Source organism: Kitasatospora sp. NPDC058218 (assembly GCF_042882445.1).
Classification (GTDB): domain Bacteria; phylum Actinomycetota; class Actinomycetes; order Streptomycetales; family Streptomycetaceae; genus Kitasatospora.
Genome location: NZ_JBHVWC010000049.1, coordinates 51,876 through 72,796, shown reverse-complemented (window position 1 = coordinate 72,796; position 20,921 = coordinate 51,876). Strand labels below are relative to the sequence as shown.

Here is a 20,921-nt window from a genome sequence, read left to right as displayed (position 1 = left end):
TGACCAAGTGCCCGACGGTGCCTACGCCTTCGCCGCCAAGCTCGACATCGGCGAGGGCCAACGTGCCTGCGGTGGTGCCCTCGTCGACCCGTACTGGGTCGTCACCGCCGCCGGGTGCTTCGCCGCCGACCCGGCGGCGCCCGCCTCCGTTCCGGCCGGCGCGCCGGCGCTCAGGACCACGGCCACCATCGGCCGCACCGACCTCGCCGCGGCGACCACCGGCCACGTCGTCGACATCGCCGAGCTCGTCCCCCGCACCGACCGCGACCTCGTGCTGGCCCGCCTGGCCACCCCGATCACCGACATCGCGCCCCTCGCCCTCGGCGCCACCGCGCCCGCCCCGGGCGAGACCCTGCGCGTGGCCGGTTACGGCCGTACCGCGACCGAGTGGGTGCCGACGCGACAGCACTTCTCCGCCTTCACCGTCGGCGTGGTCGGCGGCACCACCGTCGACATCACCGGGGCAGCCCCGGGCGCTGCCGTCTGCAAGGGCGATGCCGGTGGTCCCGCCCTGCGTGAGGTGAACGGCAGCATCGAACTCGCAGCCGTCAACAGCCGTTCCTGGCAGAAGGGTTGCCTGGGATCCACCGAGACCCGCAATGGGGCCGTCGAGACCCGGGTGGACGATCTGGGGAGCTGGATCCGTCAGACCACCTCCGCCTGGTCCGCCCTGGTCGCCGGTCGGAGCGGAGGCCGGAACACCGTCTACAACCCGGACACCAGGACGGCCGAGGTGTTCGGCCTCGGCAGCGACGGCACCATGCTCCACTCCTACAACACCAATGCCGAGGGCTGGTCCGGCTGGCACAGCATCAACCCCGGCAGCCAGTTCACCGGCACCCCCACCGTGGTCCACAACCCCACCACCAACGCCCTCGAACTCTTCGCCACCGGCAGGGACACCAAGCTCTACCGCACCACCTGGACCCGGACCGACGGCTGGAAGGCCTGGACCCTGACCGGCGACACCACCTTCGCCGGCAACCCCACCACCGTCTACAACCCCGACACCAGGACGGCCGAGGTCTTCGCCCTCACCACCGACGGCACCATGGCCCACTCCTACAACACCAACGCCCAGGGCTGGTCCGGCTGGCACACCATCAACCCGGGCTCCCAGTTCACCGGCACCCCCGCCATCGTCCACAACCCCGACAATCACGCCCTCGAACTCTTCGCCACCGGCAAGGACCGCAGCCTCTACCGCACCACCTGGACCCGGACCGACGGCTGGAAGGCCTGGACCCTGACCGGCGACACCACCTTCGCCGGCAACCCCACCACCGTCTACAACCCCGACACCAGGACGGCCGAGGTCTTCGCCCTCACCACCGACGGCACCATGGCCCACTCCTACAACACCAACGCCCAGGGCTGGTCCGGCTGGCACACCATCAACCCGGCTTCCCAGTTCACCGGCACCCCCGCCATCGTCCACAACCCCACCACCAACGCCCTCGAACTCTTCGCCACCGGCAAGGACCACAAGCTCTACCGCACCTTCTGGACCAGCACCAACGGTTGGAACACCTGGATCCTGACCGACAATTGGCAGTTCGCCGGCAATCCCGTCGGCACGGTCTACAACGCCGCCGCCGACACCGTCGACGTCTTCGGTGTGGGCAGCGACGGCACCATGGCCCGGTTCTCCTACCAGAACGGCTGGCACGGCTGGCAGACCATGCCCGGCCAGGTGTTCGCGACCCTCTGACGCTACGGCCCCGAAGAGGCGCGGCACTCGGACAGCGGCGCGGCGCGTGCCCCCGTGCGGGCCGGGCTCGTTGGGCGGGGGTGAAGCGTCTCCGCACGACCGTCGCCGCCGTGGTCGCCGTCCTCCTCCTCGCCGCGGGCGGGCCCGCCGCGGGCCCGCCCGCGCCGCTGCTCGGTACGGAGGTGCGCCGGATCCCGACCGAGGAGCCGGTCGTGGCGCTGACCTTCAACGCCGCCTGGGACGAGACCGGCCTGGACACCGTGCTGACCACCCTGCGCGAACGCGGGGCGCCCGCCACCTTCTTCCCCACCGGCCGGTACGCCGAGCAACACCCGGACGCGGTACGGGCGATGGCCGCCGCCGGGCACGGGCTCGGCAACCACTCGTACAGCCACCCCCGGTTCACCGACCTCGACGCCCGGCAGGCCCGGGCCGAGGTGCTGCGCGCCGATGCCGCGATCCGCAGCGCCGCCGGCACCGACCCCCTGCCGTTCTTCCGCTTCCCCTACGGCGAGACGACGCCGCAGCGCATCGCCGAGGTCAACGCGCTCGGCTTCGCCGACATCGAGTTCACCACCGACACCAACGGCTACCTCGGCGCCGCCGGCGGGATGACCACCGCCGAGGTCGTCGACCGCGCCCTCGCGGCGCTCACGCCCGGCGCGATCCTCCAACTCCACGTCGGCACACCGGACGAGGGCCCCGATCCCCGCTGTCTGGACGCCGAGGCGCTCCCCCTGATCATCGACGCCGTCCGCAGCCGCGGCTACCGCGTCCTGGACCTGCGCGCCCTGCTCGACGCCTGAGGTGACACCTCACCGGGGGCGGCCGGCGGCCCGGCCCGCGCGGTGCCGGCGGACCGCGTCACGGTTGGCGCAGCGCTGGGAGCAGTAGCGCTGCCGCCCGGTGCGGGTGGTGTCGGCGAAGATCGTGCTGCACTCGGCCACGGCGCACCGCCCCAGCCGGTGCATGCCCCGCCCCACCAGGTGCAGGGCGGTTCCGACGGCGATCAGGGAGGCCAGCAGCGCGCCGAGCGACTGCCGGTCGTCGCGGTAGTGCAGGTGCCAGCCGTCGCCGGAGTGGTCGGTCAGCCGGGGGTGGGAGGAGGCGGCGGCCAGCATCCGGTTGAGCAGCTCGGCACGCTCCCGCCCGTCGGTGGCGTCGACCACCGCCTCCCAGGCGTCCAGGGCGGTGGCGGTTCGCCGGAGGTCCTGAGCCGCGGCCGGACGCTCCACGACCAACCCGGCGACGCGGCACCGGGTGGCGAGCTCCTCGGCGCTCTCCGGACGGTGGTTGGCGAGTGCGGCGGCCAGCTTCACGGCGTCCTCACCGTAAGGGTTGAGATGCATAAGACCATGACACCACCCTGGTCGGCATGAGTCATCACACGGGGCACGGGCCCGACGTACGACAAGCGGTGGAGCAGGACATCACGGAGCTGGTCCGCCTCCGGGCGCTCCTGTTCGAGACCCTCGGCGGGGAGTACTTCAACCCGGCCGCCGGTGGCGACGAGTGGCGGACCGCGCTCGCTGCGACCCTGACGGACCGACCGGCCTCGGGCACCCTGCGGATCCTGGTCGTGGACGGCGAGGACGGCCTCGCCGCCTGTGGCATCGGCTCCGTCGAGCAGCGGCTGCCCGGGCCCCATCTGCGCAACGGCCGGGTCGGGCTGGTGATCGGTGTGGTCACCGCCCCCGAGTACCGGCGGCGCGGCCACAGCCGCGCGATCATGCGGGGCCTGCTCGACTGGTTCCGGGAGCGCGAGGTGGCCCGGGTGGACCTCTACGCCTCCCCCGAGGGCGAGCCGCTCTATCGCGAACTCGGCTTCGTCGACCACCCCGATCCGGCGCTGTACCTGCGCCCGTGACGGGCACGCCGTCGACCCGCGGCACCCCGACCGCCACCGCCCTCCGGACACCGGCACCCGCCACGGGGCGGTACCGGTGGGTGGTGCTCGGCACCGCCACCTACACGCAGGCGGCCACCTGCTTCTTCGTTCAGGGCATCGGGGCGCTGGGCGTCGTCCTCCGCCGTGAGCTGGATCTGAGCGCCACTCAGCTCGGACTCCTGCTCTCCGCCGCCCAGTTGGTACCGCTGGTCGGGCTGCCCGTGGCCGGGGAACTGCTGGACCGCTTCGACGAGCGCCGGGTCGTCGGCGTCGGCGCCGGTGTGGTCGCCGCGGGGCTGGCCCTGGGCAGCCTCGCACCGGACCACGTCTCCCTGCTCCTCGCCCTGCTGGTCGTCGGCGCGGGGTACAGCACCGCTCAGCCCGGTGGGAGCGCAGCGGTGGCGTCGTGGTTCGACCCGTCCCGGCGGGGCCTCGCGATGGGCGTTCGACAGGCGGGGCTGCCACTCGGCGGGGCCCTCGCCGCGGCCGGCCTGCCCGTCCTCGCCGAGGCCTGCGGGCTACGGGTGGCGCTCCTGGCCGGTTCGCTCGTCGCGCTGTCGGGCGCGATCGCCTTCGTGGCCCTCTACCGCCGGCCCCCCGGCCGGGCCCGGCGGGACGGCGCGCCGCAGCCGGCGGCCGGAGCGCGGCCCGGCCGCCGGCGCGACGCACGGCTCGGCACGTGGCTGGTCACATGGCTCGGCGTCCGGCTGCGGATGCTCCGCGAGCCGTCCATGGTGCGGATCTCGCTGTCCGGGGCCGGCCTGGTCTCGGTGCAGTGCGGCATCGGCGTCCTCACCGTGCTCCACCTCCACGACACCACGTCACTCGGCACCGGCCGGGCGGCCCTCGTCCTCGTGGTGGCCCAAGGGGCGGGCGTGGTCGGCCGGATCGGCCTGGCGGCCTGGAGCGACCGCCGGCCGTCCGGCCGCCACGGCGTGGTGGTGACCTGCATGGCCGCCGTGATCGCCGGGATGACGCTGGTGATGACACCCCTGGCGCACGCGCCGGTGGCGGCCGGTCTGCTCTTCGGCTGGCTGGGATTCTTCGGCATCGGCTGGTACGGGCCCTGGGTCGCCCACGTGGTCGAGTCGGCACCGCCCGGCAGGACGGGGCTCACCCTCGGCCTGGCCATGGCCACCAACCAGGTCGCCGTCGTGCTGGTCCCACCCGCCCTCGGCCTGATCACGGATGCCACGCACGGCTTCGCGGCGGCCTGGGGCTTCCTGGTCGCGCTGACCGCCTTCGCCCTGGCCGCGACCGCCCGCTCGGGGCGCCGCGACCGGCGGGGAGCCGCCGCGTCCGCCGCCCGCCCGAGCGGACCCCGCTGACACCCGTGACGGCGTCCGATCGACCGAGCACTCACCGACCCACGCCCCGCGGAATCACGGACCCGCCGCCCTGCGCGCCGCGGCTCTCAGCTCCCGCCCAGCGTGGCGCGGAGGTCGTCGATCCGGTGGACGGCGCCGACGAAGGCCGCGCGGTCGAGACCGCCGGAGTCGAGAGCGGTCGCGAGGGCCGCGGCGGCGGCCTCGCCCTGCTCGGCGTCGCGGCCGGAGCAGAGCAGCAGGTCCATGCCCGCCCCGGCGGCGGCCAGGGCCCGGGCGCCGGCGTCGCCGTAGGGGGTGAGGGCGCCCGCCTCCAGGGCGTCGGTGACGGTGACGCCCCGGAAGCCGAGCCGGTCGCGCAGTTCGCCCTGGACCACGGCCGGCGAGAAGCCGGCCGGGCGGTCCGGGTCGAGGGCGGGGTAGACGGCCCAGGAGGTCATGACCAGGCGGACGCCGGCGGCGATGGCGGCCCGGTAGGGCTCCTCGCCCCGGGCGCGGAGTTCGGCGAGCGGGACGGGGAGGGTGACGGCGCGTTCGTCGGTGTTCAGCCCGCCGGCGGCGGAGCCGAGGCCGGGGAAGTGCTTCGCGGTGGCGGCGACGCCCAGGCCCTGCTGGGCGGTGAGGAAGGCGCTGCCCAACCGGGCCACGGACGCCGGCTCCTGGCCGTAGGAACGCTCGTGATGGTCGATGAAGTTGCCCGGGGCGTCGTAGACGTCGAGGACGGGGGCGAGGTTGACGTTCAGGCCCGCGTCCGCGAGGGTGCGGGCGGCTTCGGCGCCCGACCTGGCGGCCTCGGCGACCGGATCGGCCGCCGATCCGGTCCGGCGGGCCGAGAGTTCGGGTGCGCCGGGCAGGCGGCGCACCAGGCCGCCCTCCTGGTCGGTCATCAGCAGCAGCGGGCGAGGGTCCGGCGCCTCCGCGGCGGCCTGGCGCAACTGGGCGACAGCCGCCTGGAGTCGGTCCTGATCGGGAGCGTTCTCGGCGAACAGGATGACGCCGGCCGCCCGGCCCTCGCGGATCGCCCCGAGCACGGCGGGTGACGGGACGGGGCCGGGGTAGGAGTACACGATCCGCCGGCCGGCGAGCAGCCGGGAGTCCAGGGCGTCGAGCGGGTCCGGGACGGTGACCATGGGCATCGTCCTCTCCGTCACGGACGGCGGCCGGTGGGAGGTCTGCGCCGAGCAGGCCGGCACGAGGGCCGACGCGGTCAGCAGCAGCGCCGGAAGCACCATGTGAGCGCTCCGCCGGAGCGACGACATCGGGCCTCCCGAGAACGGGGTGCGAGCGGACGGACGACGCCGGGCGCGACCGGGTGACGGCCGCGTCCGATGCGCCACGCTACCTCGCCCCGGCGCGACGCGCAGGTCCTCGCCCGGTCCTCGCCCGCTCCCCGCCCCGTCTGCGGTCGGGCTCCGGTCGGCCAGGGCCGCATCGAGACCCGGCCCGACCACCGGGACGGGACCCGACCGCCCGACCGGTCACCCCGACCGCCGCAGCAGCCGGCCCAGGACGGCGACACCGTCCGCGATCTCGCCCGGTGTGCCGGCCGCGTAACCCAGCACGAGCCCGGGCGGGTGGGGCTGCTGGGCGTGCCAGGAGAGCGGCTGCACCTTGACGCCGTGCGCGAGCGCCGCGGTGGCGAGTTCGGCGTCGGTGCAGCCGAGGCCGGCCGGGAAGGTGACCATCAGGTGCAGCCCGGCCGCCGTACCGTGCACGACGGCACCCGGAAGGTGCGCGGCGATCGCGGCGATCATCGCGTCCCGGCGACGCCGGTGGCGTGGGCGCAGCTGGCGCAGGTGCCGCTCCAGTTCGCCGGAGTCCATCAGCCGGGCCAGCACGAGCTGCGGCAGCACGGCGTTGCCGAGGTCGGCGAAGCGCTTGGCCGCGAGGGCGTCCTCGCGGTAGCGGGGCGGGACGAGCAGCCAGCCCGTCCGCAGGGCGGGGGCGAGCAGCTTGGAGATGCTGCCCATGTAGCAGACCTGCTCGGGGAGGACGGCGCGCAGGGCCGGTACGGGCGGCCGGTCGTAGCGGTGCTCGGCGTCGTAGTCGTCCTCGATCACCAGGCCGCCCTCGCCGGCCCAGTGCAGCAGTTCGCGGCGGCGCCGACCGCCCAGCACCACACCGGACGGGAACTGGTGGGCGGGGGTGAGCAGCACGGCCGGGGCGCCGGTGGCGCGCAGGACGTCCACCCGGATGCCCTCGGCGTCGACCGGGACGGGGGGCGTGGCGCGGAGCCAGTGGCCGAGGTGCTGCCGGGTGCCGAGCGAGCCCGGGTCCTCGACGGCGACCTCGGTGAGGCCCGCCCGGCCGAACACCTGGCCCAGCAGCGCGAGGGCCTGTGCGGCGCCGGCGACGATCAGCACCTCGTCCGGGTCGGCGCGGATGCCCCGGTTGCGGGCCAGCCACCGGGCGACGGCCTCGCGCAGCGCGGCGGTGCCCCGCGGGTCGCCGTAGCCGAACTCGTGGGCGGCGAGCCCGTCGAGGACGGCGCGCTCGGCGCGGAGCCAGGCGGCGCGGGGGAAGGCGGCGAGGTCGGGGACGCCGGGCGAGAGGTCGATCCGGGCCGGGGCGGCGCGCAGCGCGTCGAAGGAGGCGGGAACGGGGGCGGCCTCGAACAGGGCAGGTTCCGAAGCGGACGGCACGGACGGCACGGACGGCGGCGGGGCCGGCGGGGCGGGTGTGTCGAGCACGACCGTGCCGCCGCGCCCCCGACCGGCGAGCCGGCCCTCCTCGGTGAGGCGCCGGTAGGCCTCGGTGACGACCCCTCGGGAGATCCGCAACTCCTCCGCCAGCACCCGGGTGGCGGGCAGCCGACTGCCCGCCGGGAGGCGGCCGTCCGCGACGGCCTCCCGAAGGCGGTGGGCCAGCCAGTCGGCGAGGCGGCCGGGCGGGGCGTCGGCGGCGGCGAGCTGCAAGAAGTCCGCACCGGCGGTTATGGACCTCTGAGTCGGCGTCTCTTTGGACCTGTTCACCGGTCCATTGTGCGGGCCAGGGTGGGGCCATGACCACGAAGACCACGGAAACCCTCGCCACCGCCGAAGCCGCAGCGACCGGCATCACACCGACGAGCACCCGATCCCCCCACCCCACCACCGAGGGCGCGCACGCCACCACCGGAAACCCACCCGACGACCACGCCTACGTGCACGGCTACTCGCCGGCCGAGGCGCGGCGGCTGGGCGACCAGGCGGACACCCTCGCGGAGTTGCTGCACGCCGGGACGGCCTACCCGCCGGGCAGCCGGGTCCTGGAGGCGGGCTGCGGCGTCGGCGCGCAGACCGTCCACCTGCTGGCCTCCAGCCCCGGGGCGGAGCTGACCGCCGCCGACCTCTCGGCCGACTCGCTCGGCCAGGCCCGCGCCCGGGTGGCCGCGCAGGCACCCGGCGCCCGGGTGACGTGGCACCACGGGGACCTGCACGAACTGCCCTTCGCCGACGACTCCTTCGACCATCTCTTCGTCTGCTTCGTGCTGGAGCACCTGGCGGACCCGTCGGCCGCACTGGCCGCGCTGCGGCGGGTGCTGCGCCCGGGCGGCACGATCACGGTGATCGAAGGCGACCACGGTTCGACCCTCTTCCACCCGGACAGCGCCGCCGCCCGGGCGACCGTCGACCACCTGGTCCGCCTGCAGGCCGACGCCGGCGGCGACGCCCTGCTCGGCCGGCGGCTGCACCCCCTGCTGGCGGACGTGGGCTTCCGGGACGTCGCCGTCCGCCCGCTCACCGTGTCCGTGGACGACAGCCGCCCCGCGCTGGTCGAGGGGTTCACCCGGCGGACCTTCGTCGCGATGGTCGAGTCCGTGCGCGCCGACGCGCTCGCGGCCGGGCTCACCACGGCGGCCGCGTTCGACCGAGGCGTCGCCGACCTGCGCCGCACGGCGGAGGAGGGCGGGACCTTCCACTACACCTTCTTCAAGGCGGTGGGCGTCAACCCGTGACCGGTCGGCCCGAGCGCCACGGGCCGCACCGGCCCTACTCCGCGCTGTCCCCGAGGGCGGCGAGGAGCGTGCGCAGCGCGTCGACCAGGGCCTCCGTCTGCGGCTCGTCGAGGCCGGCCAGCAGCCGGCGCTCGGTCACCAGGTGGTCGGGGAGCGCGCGGTCGACCAGGGCGTAGCCCTCGGGGGTGAGGGCGACCTCCCGGCTGCGGCCGTCGGAGTCGCTGGCCGTGCGGGTGACCAGGCCGCGGGCCTCCAGCCGGTCGAGTCGCTGGCTGATGGCGCCGGAGGTGACCATCGCGGACTGCATCAGGCCGGTGGGGGTGAGGCGGTAGGGCGGGCCGCTGCGGCGCAGGGTGGCGAGGACGTCGAAGGACGGGGCGTCCAGGTCGTGCGTGGCGAAGTTCCGCTTGAGCTCGGCCTCCACCAGGCGGGTGAGCCGTTTGAGCCGGCCGATCACCTCCATCGGGGAGACGTCGAGGTCGGGACGCTCCGCGCCCCACTGCTTCACCAGCCGGTCCACGTGATCTGCCACCCCTCCAGCCTAAGCGATGCCTTAGCGGTGAGGTACATCACAGGGCCGAGCGCGGCCGACGCCGCCCAGATGCCTTAGCGCTGAGATATATTGGCTTAGTGCTAAGGAATCGACTCGGAATCGTGCTGCTGACCGCCCTGGCCCCCGCCATCTGGGGCTCGACCTACCTCGTCACCACCGAACTGCTCCCGCCCGGCCGCCCGCTGCTCGCCGGGGTGCTCCGCGCCCTGCCCGCCGGGCTGCTGCTCATCGCCGTCACCCGCCGACTGCCCAGGGGCAGCTGGTGGTGGCGCTCACTGGTGCTGGGCGCGCTCAACATCGGCGCGTTCTTCGCCCTGCTCTTCATCGCCGCCTACCGTCTGCCGGGCGGGGTCGCGGCCACCGTCGGCGCCGTCCAGCCGCTGATCGCCGCCGGGCTCTCGGCCGGGCTGCTCGGCGACCGACTCTCGCTGCGCACCCTCCTCTCCGGCATCGCCGGGATCGTCGGCGTCAGCCTGCTGGTCCTGCGCGCCAACGCCCAGCTCGACGCCCTCGGGGTCGCGGCCGCGCTCGGCGGCGCGGTCGTGATGGCCACCGGCGTCGTCCTCTCCAAGCGCTGGACCTCGCCGGCCCCGCTGCTCGCCACCACCGGGTGGCAGCTCACCGCGGGCGGCCTGCTGCTGGTGCCCGTCGCCCTGATCGTGGAGGGCGCGCCGCCCTCCCACCTCACCGGCGACAACCTGCTCGGCTACGGCTACCTCGGCCTGATCGGCGCGGCCGTGGCGTACGCGCTCTGGTTCCGGGGCATCCGGGCGTTGCCGCCGACCTCCGTCACCTTCCTCGGACTGCTCAGCCCGGTGGTGGCCACCGCCCTCGGCTGGCTCGTCCTCGGGCAGGACCTCTCGCCCGTCCAGGGGCTCGGCGCGGTGATCGTGCTCGGCTCGCTGGTCGCCGCCCAGACCCAGCGGCCCCGCCCCGCGACGCCCCCGACGCCGGTCCCCGGGCCCGAGGCCGAGGCCGAGGCCGAGCAGCCCGCCGTACGGACCTGACCGCTCCCGCCCTCCTGCACCGCACCGCACCGCAGAAGCACCCATGTCGTCAGCACCACCCGAGAAACTGGAGAGTTCCATGCGCATCACCGTCTTCGGCGCGACCGGCAACGTCGGCAGCCGGGTCGTGGCCGAGGCCCTCGCCCGCGGCCACGAGGTCACCGCCGTCCTGCGCGACCCGGCCCGGCCGCACGGGCTCCCGGCCGCCGCCGTGATCGCCACCGGCGACGCCCGAAACCCCGAGGACGTCACCCGCCTCGCCGCCGACCGGTCCGTGGTGATCAGTGCCACCCGCCCGCCCCGCGGCAGCGAGCCGGAACTGGCGGTCGCCACCAAGGGCCTGCTGGCCGGCCTGGCCGGGACGGACGTGCGGCTGCTCGTCGTCGGCGGCGCGGGCAGCCTCACCCTGCCCGGCGGCGACGGCGCCACCGTCATCGACGACCCCGACTTCCCGGCCGACTGGCGCCCCATCGCCCTCGCCTGCGGCGAGCAGCTCGCCCTCCACCGGGCCGCGACCGACGTCGACTGGGCCTACCTCAGCCCCGCCGCGCTGCTCGAACCGGGTGAGCGCACCGGCCGCTACCGCCTCGGCCGCGACGAGCTCGTGGTCGACGGGGCCGGCGTCTCGGCGATCTCCATGGAGGACCTCGCCGTCGCCCTCCTCGACGAGGCAGAGCGCCCGGCCCACCACCGCACCCGCTTCACCGTCGCCTACTGACCCGCCCCGCCCCCGCAGCACAGCCTTCTCGGCCAATGTGGCCTCACGTGGTTCACGTGGCAGAAGAGTTGTGCGTATGTTCAGTCGGAGTGCGATCGACGTAGGCGAGCGGGAAGAGGCTGCATGGCAACGGCACCGTCGGCTCAGTGGCACAGGCTGGCCGTGCTCGCGGCCCTGATGCTGGCCGCGTTCACTTTCAACACCACGGAGAACCTGCCGATCGGGCTGCTCAAGCTCATCTCGGCCGACGTGCAGGTGTCACTCTCGGCGGTGGGCTACCTGGTCACCGCCTACGGGCTGACCGTCGCCCTGGTCTCCCTGCCCCTCGCGCACGCCACCCGGTCCATGCCGCGCCGCCATGTGCTCACCGTGCTGCTGGCCGCGCTCGTCCTGTCCAGCCTGGTCTCGGGGCTGGGCTCCAGCTACTGGCTGCTGATGGTCGCCCGGCTGGTGACCGCGCTCGCCCAGGCGCTGTTCTGGGCGGTGATGGGGCCGGTGGCGGTCGGCCTGTTCCCACCGGCCGTCCGGGGGCGGGTGATCGGGGTGCTGTCGGTGGCCGGTTCGCTGGCCCTGGTGCTGGGTGTCCCGCTCGGTACGTGGCTGGGCCAGCAGAGCGCGTGGCAGGTCCCGCTCGTCGTGCTGGCCGGGCTGGGGCTGGTCTCCCTCCTCACGATCGCCGTTCTGCTCCCGACGTCCCGTCCGGAGGAGGGGCACGCGGCCTACGGTTCGGCACCCGACAAGCGGCGGTTCGGGATCGTGCTGGTGACCACCACCCTGTCCGTCACGGGCGCGTTCGCGGGCTACACGTACCTCGTGAAGTTCCTGGGTGACGTGAGCGGCTTCTCCGACACCTCCGTCAGCGCTCTGCTGACGGTCTCCGGCATCGCGGGCGTGGTCGGGGTGGCGATCGCGGGGCCGCTCCAGGACCGCTACCCGCGCGGCACCCTGGCCGTTCCGGTGGCCACCCAGGCGGCCGGAATGCTGGGCCTGTACGCGTTCGGTACCGGCCCGGCCGGCGCCGTCGCGTGCCTGGCGCTGCTGGGCGGCTCGCTCGGCCCGGTGTTCATGGCCACGCAGAACCAGATGCTGCGCTTCGCTCCCGGCCGTACCGAGATCGCCCTGGCGGCCAACTCCGGTGCCTACAACGCCGGGGTCGCGGGCGGGGCGCTGCTCGGCGGCCTCATCCTGCCCGCCTGGGACGTGCGGGCCACGTTCCTGGTGGGCGGGCTGCTGACCGTCGCCGCGTTCGCGGCGCTGTTCACCGAGCGGATGCTGCCGCCCGTGGAGCAGGACCGTCCGACCGAATCCGGCCGGACGGTGGACAGCAGCCCCGCCGAGCACCGCTGATACCGACGGGCGACGCCCCGGCGGGCCCTCTCACCAGGAATACGCCTCCGGGGCGGGCCCCCCGGGGCCGGGGAAGAGCGCGTCGAGCTCCTTCAACTGGCCCCTGTCCAGGGAGATCTTCAGCGCTGCGAGGCCCTGGTCGAGCTGCTCGGCCACGCGTGGGCCCAGGATCGGCGCGGTGACACCCGGCTGGTGCAGCAGCCAGGCCAGCGCCACCTGGGCGGGCGGCAGACCGAGGTCGGCGCACCACTTCTCGTACGCCGCGATCCGATCGTGGTGCCGCTTCAGCTGCTTGCCCGACTTGGGCTCCGCCGCGCGGCCGTCAGCGGTGCCGCGGCGCACCGCTCCGCCCAGCAGGCCGCCGTGCAGCGGGCTGTAGGGGAGCAGGCCGATGCCGTAGTCGCGGCAGGCGGGAAGCACTTCCAGCTCGACGGTGCGTTCCAGGAGGTTGTAGACGGACTGCTCGCTGACCGGGCCGGGTGTGTTGCGCTGCCGGGCGTGCTCCTGTGCCCTGGCCAGGTGCCATCCGGCGAAGTTGGAGGTACCGACGTAGGTCACCTTTCCCTGGGCGACCAGCAGGTCCAGTGCCTGCCAGGTCTCCTCCCACGGTGTGGTCCGGTCGATGTGGTGCACCTGCAGCAGGTCGATGTGGTCGGTCCGGAGCCGGCGCAGCGAGTCCTCGCACGCCTTCCTGACGTGGAAGGCGGACAGCCGGCCCGCGTTGGGCTTGAGGCCCATCATTCCGTAGACCTTGGTGGCCAGAACGATCTGGTCGCGACGTGCGGGATCCTCGGCGAGCCAGTTGCCGATGATCTGCTCGGTGATCCCCTCGCCCAGCTGCGCGCCGTAGGTGTTGGCGGTGTCGAAGAGGTTCACGCCCTTGTCCAGGGCCAGGTTCATGATGGCGTGCGCCTCGGGCTCCGGGGTGTGGGGGCCGAAGTTCATGGTGCCCAGACCGAGGCGGCCGACGACCAGCCCCGAGCGTCCCAGGTTGGCGTACTTCATGATGCGGGTGCCTCCACCTCGTGGCGGGAGCCCGGGGACCGGGCGGATCGGACGGACCGGGCGGATCGGACGGCGCTCAGCCGGTGTTGCAGATCCGCGACCAGGGGGCCCGGCGACCGCTGGACGAAGTAGTGGTCGCCCGGCATCCGTACGACGGCCGCCCGCCCCGTGGTGTGGTGCCTCCAAGCGAGAGCGGGCACGTCGTCCTGGTCCCCGTAGTAGGAGACGATGTCGCAGGACAGGGGTGCGGTGGGCGGCAGATGGCCGTCGTACAGCTTCAGGTCGGCCCGCAGGACCGGGGAGGTGAGCTCGATGATCTCCTCCAGCAGCGCCGGGTCGGCCGGGCCCAGGGACGTAGTGAACGCCCGGGTGGTGCGCTCCAGTTCGGCCGGGTCGAACCGGCCGTGGTCCGCGGGTTTGCTCGGGTGCGGAGGGGAGCAGCCCGCCACGCAGAGCAGGTCGGGCTCGACCAGGGCGGCGACGTCCAGGGCGAGCAGGGACCCCAGGCTGTGGCCGAGGTAGACCAGGGGGCGGCCGGTGGCGCCCAGGCGGGCCCGCACGGCAGCGGCGACCTCCTGCGCGGCCGTTGCCGCGTCGGTGTGCGGGGGCTCCACGAAGCGGTGTCCACGCCCGGGAAGGCACACGGCGGAAAGCCGCCAAGTCGCCGGTACCCGCCGTACCCACGGCAGGAAGACCGACGGTCCGCCACCACCGAACGGCATGACCACGAGGTCCGCTTCCACGTCCGCCGGGTCGTTCAGCGTCGTCAGGACCGGGAACGCGGCGGGGTGGGTCACGGCCGCTCCCCGTCCGGCAGGGGGTCGCCGTGGAGGGACGCGGGACGCATGTCGGTCCAGGTGCGCTCCACGTGTTCCAGGGTGGCGGCGCGGCTGTCGGGGCCGAACACGGCGTGCCAGCCCGCCGGCACCTCGGCGGACGCGGGCCACAGCGAGTGCTGGCCCTCGTGGTTGACCAGGGCGAGGAACGATCCCGTCGGGTCCTCGAAGGGGTTCGGCACGGTTCTGCCTCCTTTTCTCCCGGAGTCGGGAATGGCGCGTCTGTGCGTCGGTGTCGCTGTGCGGCTATTCCTCGGCGTGCAGGCGCGCGGCGAGTGCGGCCACGGTGGGCGCTTCGAAGAGGGCCCGGACGCCGATGCTCGGATCGAGGTCCGCCCGTATGCGGGCGACCAGTTTGGTGGCGAGCAGGGAGTGCCCGCCGAGCTCGAAGAAGCTGTCGTCGATGCCGACCCGGGGCACCCCGAGAACCTGCTCGAACAGGTCGCACAGTGCCTTCTCGTCCGGCGTGCGCGGGGTCCGCCCCGCCCCGTGTCCCGCGGTGTCCGGTGCGGGCAGGGCGCGGCGGTCCAGTTTGCCGTTCGCGTTCAGGGGCAGCCGGTCCAGCTCGACGAAGGCGGCGGGAAGCATGTACGCGGGCAGGGTCCGTTCCAGGTGCGTGCGCAGTTCCTCCTGCCGGGGCGCCGGCCGCGGGGCCGCCACGTCCCGCGTGCCGCGGCCCGGCACGTAGTACGCGACCAACTTCCGGTCGCCCGGCCGGTCCTCCCGTACGGTCACGGCCGCCTGGCCGACGCCGGGGTGGTCGGCCAGGGCCGCCGCCACCTCGTCCGGCTCGATTCGGAATCCACGGATCTTGACCTGGTCGTCCGTCCGCCCGATGAACTCCAGGCAGCCGTCCCGGTGGCGACGGACCAGGTCGCCGGTGCGGTACATCCGCTCTCCCGGACCGCCGAAGGGATCGGCGACGAAGCGCTCCGCGGTCAGCACCGGGCGGCCGAGGTATCCGTGAGCGAGTCCGGCGCCCGCGATGTACAGGTCACCCGCCACACCGGGCGGAACGGGCTGGAGGTGCCGGTTCAGCACGTGGACGCGCGTGTTGTCGAGGGGGCGGCCGATGGGCGGAGTGCGGTGGCCGCAGTCCTCGCCCAGCCAGGCCGTGGCGTAGACGGTCGTCTCCGTCGGCCCGTAGATGTTGGCGAGGCGGGCGCCGGGGACGGCGGTCCGCAGTTCCGCGACGACGTGGGCGGGCAGTGGTTCGCCTGCCAGGACGACGGTCTCCGCCTTCAGGTCCACGTCGTGGTGGCCGACGAGGTTGGACACGGCCGAGGGCACGCCGCTGATCAGACTGCCCGTCCACCGTCCGGCCGGACGCTCCGCCACCGCCAGCACATCGCGGACGATCTCGATGCTGCCGCCGCACAGCAGGGGGCACAGGATCTCGAAGACGGAGACGTCGAAGGTCAGTGAGGTGGCGGCCAGGACACGGGAGAGACCCTGTCGCCCGAAGGTGGCGCGGGCCCAGAGCGCGAGGTTCACAGCAGCGGAGTGCGGGACCGCCACGCCCTTGGGGCGGCCGCTCGTCCCGGATGTGTAGATCACGTACGCGGTGTTGCCGGGGAGCGGTGCCTGCGGCCGGCCCCGGCCGCCGGCGAGGGTGTCGTCGGCCGGGCCGCCGTCGACGCGGAGCACGGGAAGGCCGTCGGGCAGCAGTGCGGACGTCTCGTCGGTGGCGACCGCGCAGACCGGGGCCGCGTCGTCCAGGACCAGGGCGATGCGCCCTGCCGGGTGGCGCGGGTCCAGCGGGAGGTAGGCGGCGCCGGTCTTCAGTACGGCCAGCACGGCCACCACCATGTCCGCCGACCGGGGCACGGCCAGGGCCACGAGCCGCTCCGGTCCCGCTCCGGCGGCGCTCAGGCGCCTGGCGAGCCGGTCGGCACGGGCGTCGAGACGGGCGTAGGTGAGACGGTCGCCGTCGCAGATCACGGCCGTCGCGTCCGGGGTGCGGACGACCTGGTCCCGGAAGAGGGCGGGCAGGGTGGTGGCGGGCCGGGGGCGGTCGGTGCGCGTGCGCTCCGCCAGCAGTTGGTCGTGCTCCTCGGGGGTCAGGACGTCCAGGGCCTCGACGGGCGTGTCCGGGGCGGCCACCGCCCTGGTGAGCAGGAGGGTCAGCCGGGCGACCAGGCCGAGGGCGGTGTCCCGGTCGAAGAGGTCGGTGCTGTATTCGAGGAATCCGGTCAGCCCGTCCGGTTCGCCGTCCGCCGTCCGCTGCTCGGTGAGATTGAGCAGCAGGTCGAAGCGGGCCGCCCCGGGGTGCAGGAGCTCGCTGTCGATCTTCAGCCCGGGGGTGGTCCAGCGGGGCTCGGGGGCGTTCTGCAGGGCCAGGGACACCTGGAAGAGCGGGTGGCGGCCGATGGCGCGGGCGGGGTTGAGGTCCTCGACGAGGTACTCGAAGGGCACGTCCTGGTTCGCGTACGCGCCCAGCGCGGTGTCGCGCGCGCGGTGGAGCAGTTCCCGGAAGCTCGGGGAGCCGGCGGTGGAGGTCCGCAGGACGAGGGTGTTGACGAAGAATCCGACGGACCGGTCCAGGGCCTGGTCGGTACGTCCGGCGACGGGTGAGCCGATGGGTATGTCGTGTCCCGCGCCCAGCCGGGTCAACAGGGCGGCCAGGGCGGCGTGCAGCGCCATGAAGAGGCTGGTGCCGCCGCGGTGGGCCTGGTCGGCCAGGGCGCGGTGCAGTTCCGCGTCCCAGCCGACCGGCACCGTCGCGCCCCGGTACGTGGGGTCCGCGGGGCGCGGGCGGTCCGCGGGGAGGTCCAGTTCCGCGGGCAGACCGCTGAGCTCCTGCCGCCAGTAGGCGAGTTGGCGGGCCAGCCGGCCGGCCGGGTCACCGGGGTCGCCGAGGAGGTCGCGCTGCCACAGCGTGTAGTCGGCGTACTGCACGGGCGGCCCGGGCCGTGCGTCGGCACGGGCGTCGTCGGCACGGGCCCCGGCGGGTGTCCCGGCCGGGACCGGGGGCGTGGCAGCGGTCCCGGCCACGGGCACGGCCCCGGCATGGACTTCGTAGGCCGCCATCAGGTCCTCGGCCAACGGGGCGAAGGACCAGCCGTCGCAGGCGATGTGATGGAGCAGGAGCAGCAGGACGTGCCGGTGCGGGCCGAGGGAGAAGAGGTGGGCGCGCAGCGGAATGCCACCGGCGAGGTCGAAGGGCTGGTCGATCGCCTCGGCGAGGGCGGTGGTCAGCGCGTCGTCGGTGACGCTCCGTACGGGCATGGCCGCAGGGGCGTCCGCCGGGTCGAGGATCCGCTGGCAGGGCTCGCCGTCCTGGTCGGGGAAGACCGTGCGCAGGACTTCGTGGCGGGCGATGAGGTCCTGGAGGGCCGCGCGGAGCGCGCCGGTGTCCAGTTCGCCGGTCAGCCGGAGCAGCCAGGGCACGTGGTACGCCCGGCTCGGTCCGTCCAGGTGGTGCAGGAACCACAGGCGGCGCTGGGCGAAGGACAGCGGCAGCGTACCTGGGCGGGCGGCCGGTCGCAGCGCGGGACGCGTGTCGGTGTCGAACCCGCGGTCCTGGATCCGGTCGGCCAGCTGGGCGACGGTGGGGCTGTCGAAGAGCGCGCGGACGGGGAGTTCGGTGCCCCGCGCGGCACGTACCCGGGCCACGAGGCGGGTGGCGAGCAGGGAGTGACCGCCGAGGGCGAAGAAGTCGTCGTCGATGCCGATGTCCGCGACGCCGAGGATCTCGCCGAACAGCTCGCACAGCTCGCGTTCGAGGTCCGTGCGCGCGGGGCGGCCGGAGCCGGCCTCGACGGCCGGGGCGGGCAGCGCCGCCCGGTCGAGCTTGCCGTTGACCGTCAGGGGCAGCCGCTCCAGGAGCACGATCGCCGTCGGCACCATGTAGTCGGGCAGCTGTTCGCGCAGGTACGCGCGCAGGGCGGTGGTCAGTCCCCGGCCGTGGCGCGCCGCTGCCGGACCGGTGGCGTACGCCTCCGGTGCGCCCAGGTCGTCGGCGGGTTCGTACGCCTGCAGGGTGGTGCCGGCGCGGGAGAAGAGGACGTCGACGGCGTCCACGTCCGTCGGCGACGGTGCGACCGCCACCGCGTAGCCGAGTTCCGCGCCGAGTGCGTACAGCTCGTCGGGCTCGACCCCGTGCGGTGCGGCGGACAGGAGCTCCAGTGCCTCGGCCGGGGTCGCTCCCTCGTCGAGGGCCCGGGCGGCCGCGGCCTCCTGGGTCGTTCGCCGGTTGGGGATCGCGGACATCCGCAGGTGCGCGGGGCGGTGCTCGCGCAGGTACGCCGTGAGGGCGGCCGGGGCGTCCTCGATGTCGGGCCGGCGCAGCCGGGGGGTCGCGTCGTGCCGGCCGGGTGTGAGCGGTGTCGCCGTCTTGTGCAGTACGGCGTCGTAGCGGTGGCGGGTCATCTCGTTGTGGTGGCGGCCGCGGCGCACCTGGATGTCGACCGCGCCGACCGACGGCTGCCGACGGGCGAAGGCGTGGAAGTAGTCGGGCGCCAGGAGCAGTTCCTCCTCCAGCGTCAGGGCGCGTTCCACCGCGCGGCGCAGCCTGGCCGTGTCGTCGTCCGCAGCGGCGCGGTGCAGCTCCACGGCGGTGGTGAAGCAGCGCAGGGAGCGCGCGTCACGGACGTCGCCGACGAAGAGGGCCCCGCCGGGTGCGAGCAGCGCGAGGGCCTGCGTCAGGACGTCGTGGAGGTAGCCGGGGCTCGGGAAGTACTGGAGGACGGAGTTGAGGACGACGACGTCGAAGTGCCCGGCGGGCAGTTCGCCGACGGTGTCGGCCGCCCGGCAGCTCAGCCGGATCCTCGGGGCCAGGGCGGGCAGCGCCGCCACCTCGCGGCGCAGCAGGTCCACGGCTTGCCGGGAGACGTCGGTGCCCCAGTACTCCTGGCAGCCGGGAGCCAGCTGCGACAGCAGCAGACCGGTGCCGACGCCGATCTCCAGGACGCGCTCGGGGTGCAGGGAGCGAATGCGGCGGACGGTTTCGTCGCGCCATTCCCGCATGTGGGGTGCGGGCAGGGGCGCGCCGTCGAGGTAGCTGTCGTGCCAGCCGGAGAAGTCCTCGCCGAAGGCGGGGGCAGGGGTGGAACGCGTGCGCACGTACTGGGAGTCGAACACCTTCGCCCAGTCGCCGACCCGCTCGGCGGCCGTGTCATCGGGTGCCCCGCCGGTCAGGGGGGCGGTGACGGCGTAGGCGGTCAGGCGTTGGTCGCCGGGGCGGTCCTCGCGGACGACGACGGCCGCCTGGTGCACGGCGGGGTGGGTGGTGAGCACCGACTCGATCTCGCCCGGCTCGATGCGGAAGCCGCGGATCTTGACCTGCTGGTCCGCGCGGCCGAGGAACTCCAGTGTGCCTTCGGCGTTCCAGCGCGCCACGTCACCGCTGCGGTACATGCGGCTGCCCGGGGGCCCGAAGGGGTCGGCGACGAAGCGTTCCGCGGTGAGGGCGGGCCGGTTCAGGTAGCAGCGCGCGACGCCGGGCCCGGCGACGTACAGCTCGCCGGGGACTCCGGCCGGCACGGGCCGCAGGGCCTCGTCGAGGACGTAGGTGGACAGGTCGGCGAGGGCGGTGCCGATCCTGCTGGCGGGCCGGCCGAGGGTGTCGTCCCGGGTGAGCGCCGTGTAGGTGACGTGGACGGTGGTCTCGGTGATGCCGTACATGTTGACCAGGACCGGTGCGTCCTCGGCGTGGCGCTCGTACCAGGCGGCCAGCTTCCCGAAGTCGAGCGGCTCGCCGGCGAACACGACGGCGCGCAGGGCCAGCCGGTCTCCTTGGGCGGGCCGGTCCCGGTCGGCCTGGATCAGGGGGTAGAAGGCCGACGGGGTCTGGCTGAGGACCGTGACGCGTTCTTCGGCGAGCAGGGTGAGGAAGCGGTCGGGTGTGCGGCTGACGTCGTAGGGGACGACGACCAGTCTTCCGCCGTGCAGGAGGGCGCCCCACATCTCCCAGACCGACACGTCGAAGGCGTAGGAGTGGAAGAGGCTCCACACGTCCTGTTCGGTGAAGTGGAGGTGGGACGTGCTGTGGGTGAAGAGGCGGACCACGTTCCGGTGGCTGACCACGACCCCCTTGGGCCGGCCGGTGGATCCCGAGGTGTAGATGACGTACGCGGCCGTGTCCGGGCCCACGGGGGCGGTGCGGTCCGCGTCGGTGGGGGCGGTCGCGTCCTGTTGCGCCAGCTCCGCGGCGGTCTGCGGGGCGGAGAGCACCAGTCGTGGCGTCGCGGCGCGCAGGTCATGGGGGTCGAGGCTGAGCAGGAGCAGCGGGCGGGCGTCCTCCAGGATGCTCTCCAGCCGTTCCTCGGGGTGGTGCAGGTCCAGCGGGAGGTAGGCGGCGCCGGTCTTGAGGACCGCGAGAACGGCCACGACGAGGTCGATCGAGCGCGGCAGGGCGAGGGCGATGAGCTGTTCGGGTCCCGCGCCGCGCGCGATCAGGACGCGTGCCAGTCGGTTGGCGCGTGCGTCGAGTGCGGCGTAGTCGAGGCTGTCGCCGCCGTGGTTGACGGCCGTGCGGCGGGGATGGCGCAGCACCTGAGCCTGGAACAGGTCTGTCAGGGCCGTACCGTCGGCCGCGTGCCGGTGGCCCGCCGGTACGCTTTCCGATCCGGTGATTGCCATGTCTCAGTTCCT

The 20,921-nt window shown here is 74.3% G+C and carries 16 protein-coding genes; 8 read left to right on the top strand and 8 right to left on the bottom strand.

Going from position 1 to position 20,921, the window contains the following annotated elements; all coding sequences use genetic code 11:
* The first annotated feature begins 7 nt into the window (after positions 1-7).
* Together ACFVYI_RS28435 and ACFVYI_RS28430 are read left to right on the top strand one after the other, a co-directional pair.
* A complete protein-coding gene (locus tag ACFVYI_RS28435; RefSeq protein ID WP_387890726.1) occupies positions 8-1,711 on the top strand; it encodes a trypsin-like serine protease in 1,704 nt (567 codons plus the stop codon).
* Positions 1,712-1,791: 80 nt separating this feature from the next.
* Positions 1,792-2,517 (top strand): polysaccharide deacetylase family protein, encoded by a 726-nt coding sequence (locus ACFVYI_RS28430; protein WP_387890723.1) that lies wholly within the window; start codon positions 1,792-1,794, stop codon positions 2,515-2,517.
* A gap of 9 nt (positions 2,518-2,526) precedes the next feature.
* Here ACFVYI_RS28430 and ACFVYI_RS28425 read toward each other — a convergent pair whose 3' ends face one another.
* On the bottom strand, positions 2,527-3,060 hold the full coding sequence (locus ACFVYI_RS28425) for a CGNR zinc finger domain-containing protein (RefSeq protein ID WP_387890720.1): 534 nt from the start codon (positions 3,058-3,060) through the stop codon (positions 2,527-2,529).
* Positions 3,061-3,086: 26 nt separating this feature from the next.
* Between ACFVYI_RS28425 and ACFVYI_RS28420 the strand changes: the two genes are divergently transcribed.
* Both ACFVYI_RS28420 and ACFVYI_RS28415 read left to right on the top strand, forming a co-directional pair.
* A complete protein-coding gene (locus tag ACFVYI_RS28420; protein WP_387890718.1) occupies positions 3,087-3,578 on the top strand; it encodes a GNAT family N-acetyltransferase in 492 nt (163 codons plus the stop codon).
* Positions 3,575-4,927, top strand: coding sequence for an MFS transporter (locus ACFVYI_RS28415; RefSeq protein WP_387890715.1), 1,353 nt, complete (start codon positions 3,575-3,577; stop codon positions 4,925-4,927). The genes ACFVYI_RS28420 and ACFVYI_RS28415 overlap by 4 nt, the downstream gene beginning before the upstream one ends.
* 86 nt (positions 4,928-5,013) lie before the next feature.
* On the opposite strand, the gene ACFVYI_RS28410 is transcribed toward ACFVYI_RS28415, so the two are convergent.
* Both ACFVYI_RS28410 and ACFVYI_RS28405 read right to left on the bottom strand, forming a co-directional pair.
* On the bottom strand, positions 5,014-6,054 hold the full coding sequence (locus ACFVYI_RS28410) for a glycoside hydrolase family 3 N-terminal domain-containing protein (protein ID WP_387890713.1): 1,041 nt from the start codon (positions 6,052-6,054) through the stop codon (positions 5,014-5,016).
* Between the two features lie 348 nt (positions 6,055-6,402).
* Complete coding sequence (locus ACFVYI_RS28405) at positions 6,403-7,896, bottom strand: PLP-dependent aminotransferase family protein (protein ID WP_387890711.1); 1,494 nt, start codon at positions 7,894-7,896, stop codon at positions 6,403-6,405.
* 29 nt (positions 7,897-7,925) lie between these two features.
* Between ACFVYI_RS28405 and ACFVYI_RS28400 the strand changes: the two genes are divergently transcribed.
* Complete coding sequence (locus ACFVYI_RS28400; protein WP_387890710.1) at positions 7,926-8,861, top strand: methyltransferase domain-containing protein; 936 nt, start codon at positions 7,926-7,928, stop codon at positions 8,859-8,861.
* Between the two features lie 34 nt (positions 8,862-8,895).
* On the opposite strand, the gene ACFVYI_RS28395 is transcribed toward ACFVYI_RS28400, so the two are convergent.
* Positions 8,896-9,393 (bottom strand): MarR family winged helix-turn-helix transcriptional regulator, encoded by a 498-nt coding sequence (locus ACFVYI_RS28395; RefSeq protein ID WP_387890707.1) that lies wholly within the window; start codon positions 9,391-9,393, stop codon positions 8,896-8,898.
* Between the two features lie 98 nt (positions 9,394-9,491).
* Between ACFVYI_RS28395 and ACFVYI_RS28390 the strand changes: the two genes are divergently transcribed.
* From ACFVYI_RS28390 to ACFVYI_RS28380, 3 genes are all read left to right on the top strand, one after another.
* Entirely contained in the window at positions 9,492-10,421 is a 930-nt protein-coding gene (locus ACFVYI_RS28390; RefSeq protein WP_387890704.1) for an EamA family transporter, read from the top strand.
* Positions 10,422-10,500: 79 nt separating this feature from the next.
* On the top strand, positions 10,501-11,139 hold the full coding sequence (locus ACFVYI_RS28385) for an NAD(P)-dependent oxidoreductase (RefSeq protein ID WP_387890702.1): 639 nt from the start codon (positions 10,501-10,503) through the stop codon (positions 11,137-11,139).
* Between the two features lie 123 nt (positions 11,140-11,262).
* Complete coding sequence (locus ACFVYI_RS28380; protein ID WP_387890699.1) at positions 11,263-12,486, top strand: MFS transporter; 1,224 nt, start codon at positions 11,263-11,265, stop codon at positions 12,484-12,486.
* Positions 12,487-12,516: 30 nt separating this feature from the next.
* Here ACFVYI_RS28380 and ACFVYI_RS28375 read toward each other — a convergent pair whose 3' ends face one another.
* The 4 genes from ACFVYI_RS28375 to ACFVYI_RS28360 form a co-directional block, all read right to left on the bottom strand.
* The gene (locus ACFVYI_RS28375; protein ID WP_387890697.1) at positions 12,517-13,491 is read right to left on the bottom strand and encodes an aldo/keto reductase; all 975 of its coding nucleotides are present in this window, start codon (positions 13,489-13,491) and stop codon (positions 12,517-12,519) included.
* Positions 13,488-14,288, bottom strand: coding sequence for a thioesterase II family protein (locus ACFVYI_RS28370; RefSeq protein WP_387890694.1), 801 nt, complete (start codon positions 14,286-14,288; stop codon positions 13,488-13,490). Before ACFVYI_RS28370 ends, ACFVYI_RS28375 begins: the two co-directional genes overlap by 4 nt.
* Positions 14,285-14,509: an MbtH family protein gene (locus ACFVYI_RS28365; protein WP_387890692.1), complete on the bottom strand. Its 225-nt coding sequence runs from the start codon at positions 14,507-14,509 to the stop codon at positions 14,285-14,287. Before ACFVYI_RS28365 ends, ACFVYI_RS28370 begins: the two co-directional genes overlap by 4 nt.
* Before the next feature lie 64 nt (positions 14,510-14,573).
* The gene (locus tag ACFVYI_RS28360; protein WP_387890689.1) at positions 14,574-20,909 is read right to left on the bottom strand and encodes an amino acid adenylation domain-containing protein; all 6,336 of its coding nucleotides are present in this window, start codon (positions 20,907-20,909) and stop codon (positions 14,574-14,576) included.
* Positions 20,910-20,921: the final 12 nt, after the last annotated feature.

Coding starts and splice junctions, on each gene's coding strand:
- ACFVYI_RS28380 (WP_387890699.1), top strand. CDS start 11,263: ATGGCAACGGCACCGTCGGCTCAGTGGCACAGGCTGGCCGTGCTCGCG.
- ACFVYI_RS28425 (WP_387890720.1), bottom strand. CDS start 3,060: ATGCATCTCAACCCTTACGGTGAGGACGCCGTGAAGCTGGCCGCCGCA.
- ACFVYI_RS28375 (WP_387890697.1), bottom strand. CDS start 13,491: ATGAAGTACGCCAACCTGGGACGCTCGGGGCTGGTCGTCGGCCGCCTC.
- ACFVYI_RS28360 (WP_387890689.1), bottom strand. CDS start 20,909: ATGGCAATCACCGGATCGGAAAGCGTACCGGCGGGCCACCGGCACGCG.
- ACFVYI_RS28400 (WP_387890710.1), top strand. CDS start 7,926: ATGACCACGAAGACCACGGAAACCCTCGCCACCGCCGAAGCCGCAGCG.
- ACFVYI_RS28410 (WP_387890713.1), bottom strand. CDS start 6,054: ATGGTCACCGTCCCGGACCCGCTCGACGCCCTGGACTCCCGGCTGCTC.
- ACFVYI_RS28420 (WP_387890718.1), top strand. CDS start 3,087: ATGAGTCATCACACGGGGCACGGGCCCGACGTACGACAAGCGGTGGAG.
- ACFVYI_RS28385 (WP_387890702.1), top strand. CDS start 10,501: ATGCGCATCACCGTCTTCGGCGCGACCGGCAACGTCGGCAGCCGGGTC.